Source organism: Salinadaptatus halalkaliphilus (assembly GCF_006543045.1).
Classification (GTDB): domain Archaea; phylum Halobacteriota; class Halobacteria; order Halobacteriales; family Natrialbaceae; genus Salinadaptatus; species Salinadaptatus halalkaliphilus.
Window position 1 is genome coordinate 146,305 of record NZ_RBZW01000022.1, and the last position, 7,881, is coordinate 154,185.

The 7,881-nt window shown below is 59.0% G+C and carries 7 protein-coding genes and 1 pseudogene; 4 read left to right on the forward strand and 4 right to left on the reverse strand.

Annotated elements, in window-relative coordinates:
• The first annotated feature begins 4 nt into the window (after positions 1-4).
• Both D8Y22_RS10415 and D8Y22_RS10420 read left to right on the forward strand, forming a co-directional pair.
• Positions 5-2,305 (forward strand): tropomyosin, encoded by a 2,301-nt coding sequence (locus D8Y22_RS10415; RefSeq protein ID WP_141464645.1) that lies wholly within the window; start codon positions 5-7, stop codon positions 2,303-2,305.
• Between the two features lie 268 nt (positions 2,306-2,573).
• Positions 2,574-3,509 (forward strand): hypothetical protein, encoded by a 936-nt coding sequence (locus D8Y22_RS10420; protein WP_141464646.1) that lies wholly within the window; start codon positions 2,574-2,576, stop codon positions 3,507-3,509.
• Between the two features lie 7 nt (positions 3,510-3,516).
• Here the strand turns inward: D8Y22_RS10420 and D8Y22_RS10425 are convergent, their stop codons facing one another.
• Positions 3,517-4,212 carry a DUF7509 family protein gene (locus D8Y22_RS10425; protein ID WP_141464647.1) on the reverse strand — a complete coding sequence of 232 codons (696 nt, stop codon included), beginning with the start codon at positions 4,210-4,212 and terminating at the stop codon, positions 3,517-3,519.
• Between the two features lie 96 nt (positions 4,213-4,308).
• On the opposite strand from D8Y22_RS10425, the gene D8Y22_RS10430 reads away from it, so the two are divergent.
• The gene (locus D8Y22_RS10430) at positions 4,309-4,674 is read left to right on the forward strand and encodes an ArsR/SmtB family transcription factor (RefSeq protein ID WP_141464648.1); all 366 of its coding nucleotides are present in this window, start codon (positions 4,309-4,311) and stop codon (positions 4,672-4,674) included.
• A gap of 225 nt (positions 4,675-4,899) precedes the next feature.
• Here D8Y22_RS10430 and D8Y22_RS10435 read toward each other — a convergent pair whose 3' ends face one another.
• From D8Y22_RS10435 to D8Y22_RS22845, 3 genes are all read right to left on the reverse strand, one after another.
• The gene (locus D8Y22_RS10435) at positions 4,900-5,946 is read right to left on the reverse strand and encodes a tyrosine-type recombinase/integrase (RefSeq protein WP_141464649.1); all 1,047 of its coding nucleotides are present in this window, start codon (positions 5,944-5,946) and stop codon (positions 4,900-4,902) included.
• The gene (locus D8Y22_RS10440; RefSeq protein WP_141464650.1) at positions 5,936-6,328 is read right to left on the reverse strand and encodes a DUF5805 domain-containing protein; all 393 of its coding nucleotides are present in this window, start codon (positions 6,326-6,328) and stop codon (positions 5,936-5,938) included. The genes D8Y22_RS10435 and D8Y22_RS10440 overlap by 11 nt, the downstream gene beginning before the upstream one ends.
• 234 nt (positions 6,329-6,562) lie before the next feature.
• On the reverse strand, positions 6,563-7,441 hold the full coding sequence (locus D8Y22_RS22845) for an HNH endonuclease (RefSeq protein ID WP_141464651.1): 879 nt from the start codon (positions 7,439-7,441) through the stop codon (positions 6,563-6,565).
• Positions 7,442-7,644: 203 nt separating this feature from the next.
• Here D8Y22_RS22845 and D8Y22_RS23510 point away from each other — a divergent pair.
• Positions 7,645-7,788 (forward strand): annotated as a pseudogene (locus D8Y22_RS23510) (IS6 family transposase); the annotation flags it as partial.
• Positions 7,789-7,881: the final 93 nt, after the last annotated feature.

A 7,881-nucleotide genomic window follows, 5' to 3' on the forward strand; every position in this document is an offset into this window, starting at 1 on the left:
CCGCATGAGTAGCACCGCCGACACGGACGACGTGATCGAAGTCAGTTCCGACGGGTTGACCGTCCGGAAATCGTTCACGGCGGACGAGTTTCCCGTCCCTGCGGTTCGTTTCGAGATCGAATCGGATCGCACGGACCACGTCGCAGTTCGCCTTTCCGAGGAGATCCCCGATTCGTTCCCGATGGACAAGGTCGGATTCCACCCGGACTTTCACAGCGACGATTGGACCGCCTTTCAGGACAACCACGTCGAGTTCACCGGCTCGGTCGCGCCCGACGAATCGCTCGTCACGGTCTACGGCATTCGGATCGACGACGAAAGCGAGGCAGCGGCGTTTATGACCGAGCCGACGATCGTCGACGTCAACGCCGACGAGACCGACGGTCCCGGCGCTGACGAGGTCGAAGACGGCGTCATCGACACCATCGTCACCGAAGACCGCAACCAGCCCGTCAAGGACATGCTCTCGGGCCAATCCGATGCCGTCCCCGGACTCGAGGACGACGCAGCCGACGACTCGAGCCCCGAGGAAGACATCACGCTCGAGGACGACGACGGCCTCGAGTTGAACCTCGACGACGTCGATACTGACCCCGTCGCCACCGACACCGACGACGAAACGGACACCGACGACGACGCGCCCGACATCGATCTCGGCTTCGGCGAGGACGAGATTCCAGACCCCCAAGACGGCCAACCGGCCGACGAGACGATCGACCTCGCCGATCCGACCGACGAGAGCCAGACCGAGCCAGATTCGTCGACGACGGATACCGAACCGGCCGAGGCGTCGGCCGCCGAACCCGAGATCGAACTCGATCTCGATACCGCTACGATCGACGACACGGACGCTGCTGTGGATGCCGAGACGGACGCTGCCACCGAACCCGAGACGACAACCGAACCCGAGGCCGAAACAGCCGGCCCATCCGCTGACCAATCCGACGACGAATCCACCGAAGCGATCGATATCGAGACGGATACGTCATCCGACCTCGAGTCGGATACCGAGTCCACTCTCGAGTCGGACGCTGCGTCGGAACCAGCGCCGGAATCCGACCGAGAGCCCGACTCCGACGCCGTGGTCGAGCCAGCGACCGACGACGAGCAGACCTCGAGCGTCCAGTCGGACGACGAGTCAGCGACGCCCGTCGACGACGAGGCCGAGCCCGAACCGATCGAAACGGAGCCAGACGCTCCCGCAGCCGATGCCGGTGTCCCCACTCGAGCGGAACAGACGCCACAGCCGCCAGCAGACGGCTCGCTGGGCGCACAGTTAGCCACCGAAATTCGCGACGGGGAGATCGATGACGATGCTCTCGAAACGCTCCGTACCGAACTCGAGGCCGAGCCGTCGAACCTCGAGCAGGTCAAGCTCGACCACTTGCAGTCCCGCGTCGAGGAAGTCGCCGCCTACGCCAGCGCCCTCGAAGAGTTTATCGGCGATAATGGGACCGGCAAGCAACTCATCAACGATCTCAGGGACGAACTCGAGTCGTTCAAGTCGGAGTTCGAGACGATGGACGAACGCGTTACGCGAACCGAACGTCGACTCAGCGGAACCACGAACCGCGTGGACGAAGTCGAAACCGAAATCGAGACGCTGACGGAGTGGGCGACCGATATCGAATCTGATGTCGAATCTATCGACGAAGATCTCGAGAGCGTGACCACCACCGTCGAGGACGTTGCAGACGACATCGACGATGTCGAATCCGACGTCGGCTCGCTGAAGCTGGACGTCGACGCCGTCGAGGAAACCGTCGACGACCGCGTCGAGACCGTCGAGACGGACCTCGAGACTGTCGACTCGAGCGTCGATGCGCTGACGGAGACGGTCGGCGAACTCGACGAGAACGTCGACGCCGTCGACGACCGCGTCGGCGCTCTCGAGTCCGACCTCGAACAGGTCGACGAGACCATCACGACGGTCGAAGGCGATGTCGGCGACCTCGACGACAGCGTCGCCACCGTCGAGGATGATGTCGACTCGCTCGAGGGCGGCCTGACGGCCGTCGAAGGTGATATCGACGACCTCGAAACTGGGCTGTCTGCCGTCGAGGGCGACGTCGACTCGCTCGAGGACGGCCTGACGGCCGTCGAAGGTGATGTCGACGATCTCGATACCGGCCTCGCCACGGTCGAAACTGATATCGGCGATCTCGAGAGCGATCTCGATGCGGTCGAGTCCGACCTCTCCAGTGAGATCGCGGCCGTCGAATCCGACCTTGAAGACGTTCGCGGCGAGATTACGGACATCCAGGAGTGGCGCGACCAACTCGGTTCGATGTTTGCCGACGACTGATACGGATTACTGTAACGATTTACCGGCGCACCCGCCGCCCGGGTCGCGGGTGCGCCGGAAATGACTTACAGTAAACCGTATGAGACGGTTTGCTGTACTCACGCAGCCCATTCAGCACGGTCGCGGTTGCACCGACACGACCGTCCGACGGTCGGTCGTTCGGTCGTCACGTCCGACGGCACCTCGAGGCGATACGCGAGGCCGGTGATCGAGCGTCTCCCTTTGGAAAACGCAACTCGTTTATCCGTCGCTACTCGAGAAGCGGTCGATGGGCGAGACCATATCGATCGCTGTTCCCCGAAAAGGGCGCCCCCTCGAGTCGGTGCTCGACCGATTCGCACGGCGACTTTCCGTTCCCGACCTCGCAGATGACATCACGTCGACGCTACGTCACGAGAAGGCACTCACGAAGGGGACAATCGACCCCGATGACGGGAACGTTTACCATCGTCTCGCCACCTACAGCTCCGTCGAGGATTCGACCGCACCCGAGTACACGCTCTTGCGCGACAACCGAGCGGGCAACCCGCGACGGATCGTCTTCGACAGCGTTACGATTCCGCTCGAGGACGTCGACGCCGGTCCGGACGACGGCGAAATTCAACTCGTCGGCCGTGAAGAGCCCTTTCGCGCACTTCGAACCCACGAGTTCGCACTCGGGTTCGACAGTGCTGACCTCATCCTTGAGGAGGTCGTCGAGCTACGCCCGGAGCCGGTTGGACGGATCGCGGATATGAACGCCCGGATCGATCCGGCCGATACCGATGTCCGCGTCGTCACTGGCCTCGGTGACACCGTCTATCATACGCTGATGGCGACGCCCGAGGTTGCCCCGCCTGCGGCGGCTCTCGATCGCGACTTTCTCGAAGCTTACGAGGGGCCGCTCTGTATCGAACCACGATACGAACGACTCGTTCGAGCCGTGCTTGGCACGCGCGCACTCGAGGACATCGACTTTCGGTACCCGGCCGAGGATCGTGAGGAGGAAGCCGCTATCGCCGAGACTGGACTCGGCGTCTATCTGACCGTCACCGGATCGACGGCTCGCGATCACGGTCTCCTTCTCGGCGAACAGCTCTTTCCAAGCGAAACCGTCTTGCTCGAGAACCATTCCGAAGTGGACGAATCGGTGGCCGCCGTCCGCTCGCTGTTGAACGGTGACGACCTCGAGACGGAACTCGCAGTCGGTAACGAGGTGGCGTAACTCGCGGTTACCGTCCGACGAGCGGGATAACGTACGCCTCGACGAAATCGATCAGTCGCTCGGCTAACTCCCCGCGGTCGACGAAGTACCGGAACCGGAGGTCGTATGCGTCGTCCATTTCGTCGATCGACGCGCTGCTGAATCGGGGTTCGTAAACGGAGCCGGTCCCACTCTTGCGCTGCGAGGCTTCCGCGAAGATACAGAACGTTCGGGGATCGCGGCGTCGGTTCTTGCCCGCTCGAAGCCGGAAGTACTCGGGAATCGCACCCGCTTCGGCGCCGGCGCCCGTCGTGAGTCCGGCCTTCGTGAAGACGAAGGCACTCCCCACACTCGCCTTCGCGAACGCAACCGACTGATCGATGACGGCCATCCCCGATTCCGCGAGGTTCTCGCGTTCGGCTTCCCGTCTGGTCGGTATATCGACGTCCGTCGCGATAAACGCCGTCACCCCGGTCGCTTCTGAAACGCGGTCACAGATCGTCCGCAGCGTGGCTTCGATCGCGTCCGGTGCAGCCCCACCGTCACGAGGCGCGAGCGGATCGTACGGTAGCGGGTGGCTATCGTCGGGATACAAATACGACGGATCGAGGAGACGGTACGGCCCCATGAGAAAGACGAAGGGATCGTCCGGATCGGCCTCCGGAATCGAGCGAGCGATACGCGCCTCGATCGACGCCCCTTCGTATTCCGTGAGTGTCGCCATTGGTTTTCGTTCCGAACCGGCGAACATTACGGTTTATGTCTAGTAAATGTCTTAACGGTAATTAAGCCTAAGTCGCTCGAGAACGTCTCATCGCCTATGAGTGAACGCGAGGCCCAGACGGACGAACGGTCGCCGGCCCGGAAGCAAATCGAAGCGACACTTCTCGAGGACACGCTGGATCTCGAGCGAGAGGCGAACCGACTGGATGCGATGGGAGAACCGACGCGGTTTATCATTCTGTATCTACTCGCCGAGGAAGGCCAACTCGACAGTGGCGAACTCGCAGCGTTGCTCGAGCGCCGGCAGAACGATCTGTACCACCACCTGAATACGCTCGAAGATGCGGGCCTCGTCGGGAAATTTCGGGACGGAGGGAATCGCGTCTACGAGCTCTCGCCGCTCGCCGAAGGATTCGTCCCACACATTTTCGATGCGGTCGGGGCTCGCGCCGAAGTCGCCTGATACTGGTACGACAGCGCATAGTCGTCCGCTGTTGTTATCGACCCGTCTATCGACCCTGTGTCCTCGCGTTCGGACTGCTCGATACGTTGCCCTCGAGTCCTCGATTTCGCCGAATGTACACCCATCCGTTCACCACGGCACCATCCTACTTCGATATAGCAACATGGAATTTACGAGATTGATTTCCGACGAAATTGTTGGGTATTGGCGTAGTAAATATATTGGTCACCGGAAACAATACACGTGCTCGAGGTAGGTGTCCCGAACGCGGTCCCCCCAGTTGTGGGTATAGGTATCGATCACGTCACCGGCGACATCGCCCCGGAGGTACTGAACGATACCGCGATCACCGGTTCGATCCCGCAGATGCGTGGTGAAAAAGTGCCGGAAGTAGTGCGGTGTGACGTTCTCGGTGGTCCCGCCGCCTTTCCGGTACCAGCCGTGTGCTCGAGCGTGTTTCGTGACGAGATACCGGATGTCCGACGGCGTGAGGCGTTTGCCCCAGGAATCCCGTGTGTCGAGAAAGAGCGGTTCCGCGTCCGAGATGGCATCCGGGCGGATAGCGAGCCACTCGAGGAGTGCCCGACGCAGTTCGTCGTCGACGGGGACGATCGTATCGCGCTTTCGTTTGTTCGAGGCCGTCCGCCGTTCGCCGTTGACGACCGTTCCCCGGGCCGGCTCCGACGAGACGAACACCGACGCCGGACGGCGTTCGAGGGCGACGCGTGGCGTCCACTCGAGGTCGAGTTCGGGCGTCTCGAGGTGACAATCCTGCAGATCGAGATTGGAGAGTTCGCCGACTCGCATTCCGGTTTTCAACAGGGTGAGAACGACGGCCCGCTCGAGGGGGTGTGCGATCGTCCCGACGAACGACCGCATTTCTGGCACCGTGATCTCCCGCCGTGTCGGATCGGTGTCGATCGATTCGGACAGTTCTTCCATGACCAGCGCCATCGGGTTGTCGTCGAAGACGCCGACGCGAGTCATGTAATCGTAGAACCGGTTGAGATAGGAGGCGTACGTGGCGATCGTGCTCGGTTCGAACTCGCCGCGTAGCGAGTGGATCCAGGCCATACACTCCCGTCGCCCGGCGTCTGGCAGTCCCTCGACCGGATCGAACCGGTCCGTGGTGAACGCCTCGAACTGCCGGAGCACGCGCTCGTAGGCCTCGAGCGTCCGATCACTCTTGCCGTGGTAGCGCTGGTCGTCGAGGAAGTACGCGACGGGATCCGTCACTTCCTCGGGGGCCTCGGTAGTGGGTTCAGTCGCCATCGTGATCACCGACCAGCGTGTAGCCCCCGTCGCGGCCGCTGTATCGAATCCGATCGTTCGCCTGGAGTTCCTCGAGAGTCTCGTCGAGGCGAGATTCGACGTCGTCGCTGACCGCCTCGAGCAGTTCGTCCCAAGAAAACGTGTCACCGGATAGTAACTCGAGGACCCGATCCTCGAGGGCGTTACCCCCAGGGTCTGACCCGGTAGAATCGGGTTCCTCGTCGATGGGTTCGAACCCCTTTCGTCCGGCCTGGACCATCGTTCGAACGAACTCGCTCTGGCTCATGTCGAGTTCGTCGGCGTGATTCTGCCACTCCTCCTTTTGATAGGCAGGGACGTAGGTTTTGACGGATTTTCGAGAGGTGTTCATCGAATCGCTCATACGAGAACGATCAAACGCGGTGACCTTCAATCTTCCCACCATCCGATCTAAGTGAGTTTATATTGACTTCTGTCACGATATTTCGGCTAATGATAGCTCTATAGAAGTATATAAATATGACTGAGGGTCCCACTGTTGTATATAAATGATTTCAGAAGAAAGTACTATAGTTAGATATAATAGGAGTAACGGTCCTCAGTTCGCGACTATCTACACTGGCCTATGTATTGGTCGTCAGTGGAAGAGGTTGAATATAGATTCGCGGTAGTCGGTTGCGATCTGCCCTTGGTTGAAGGGTGTCTTTTCTTTTTTCCCAAGTAGGTAATCACGGACAGCAGGCTGGCCCTGATATCTATTCGCGAAGAATTGACGGAAGGCGGTCGGTGTGAGGTTTGAATCGGCACCAGCACCGGTATCATAGAGGCCTACCGTTCTAGCGTTCTTTTCGACTGTATGGTGAATTATATCGTGTGAGATCGGTTTTCCCCATGCTTCGCCTGTTGAGATTAGTAACTTGGCAGACTCTGTGTCGGGACGGACTGCTAAATACCTCCTCAGACACTTTCGGAGTTCGGGACCAATCGGAACTAAGGTATCACAGAGTCGTTTTCCGTTCCCACTTCCAGGTCCCTTCTCAGACTCCGGAAGTAAGAAGAACGGGCGCGTTCGCCTTTCCACTGTTGACGTGAGTCCGAGTCCACCATCTCGAAGGTAGATGTCACTAAGCTCTAATGAGACTAACTCCGAAACGCCGATTCCCGTTTTCGCCAGGATCATTACTACAAGTTGATCAAATGGGTGATTTACGTTGCTTACGAACCATTGCATTGTCTCAATAGTCGGGATCCAGCGAGTCTCGCTGCTAGTCTGCTCACTAGCGATTAATCCGATAGTGGATCCGTGTGCTTTATCGTGGCAACTTGCACAGAGAGTACGGAGGTTCGAAACTTCGTCCACACCACCGAGGCTTTCCGGAACAACGTGATGGACTTGGAGCGAGTTGGCTTTACCACAGTTAGCGCATTGATAACCATCAATTTCAAGCCGTCTCTCTCGAATCTCCGTCCATGAATCATCGGTAGTATCGATAGGATCTGTATTATTTGAACTCATTGAACCAATCAGGTGCGATCTGTGTCTTCAGTAGTAACCATTCTGCTAACACTACGCATCCTACACAGCGATATGTGTCATTTATACTTAAAGGTGGAGAAACCAAAGTGAAAGTATTTGACCGCCTGTATCCACAAATATCTTGGCCAGAGACATAGGGTGGTGTTAAGTTAGGAACGAGGCGGTCAAAGGTTCGGGTGTCCATGGCCGAAATCGACTGGCTCACCGAATCTACTGACTGGATTGACTTTGGGCTTGTGCACCGAGAGCGGACATCCCGCAAGATTATTGAAATGGGTATTCGACATTATCTCGCGGGACTATCGCTTTCGAATACAATTATTGTATGTGTTTAGCCCGAGCTGATTTCGGTACTCTCTCGTAGAAAGCGTTCAACGGACGCGATATGAACAGGCAGCAGACATCGGATACGACTCTCA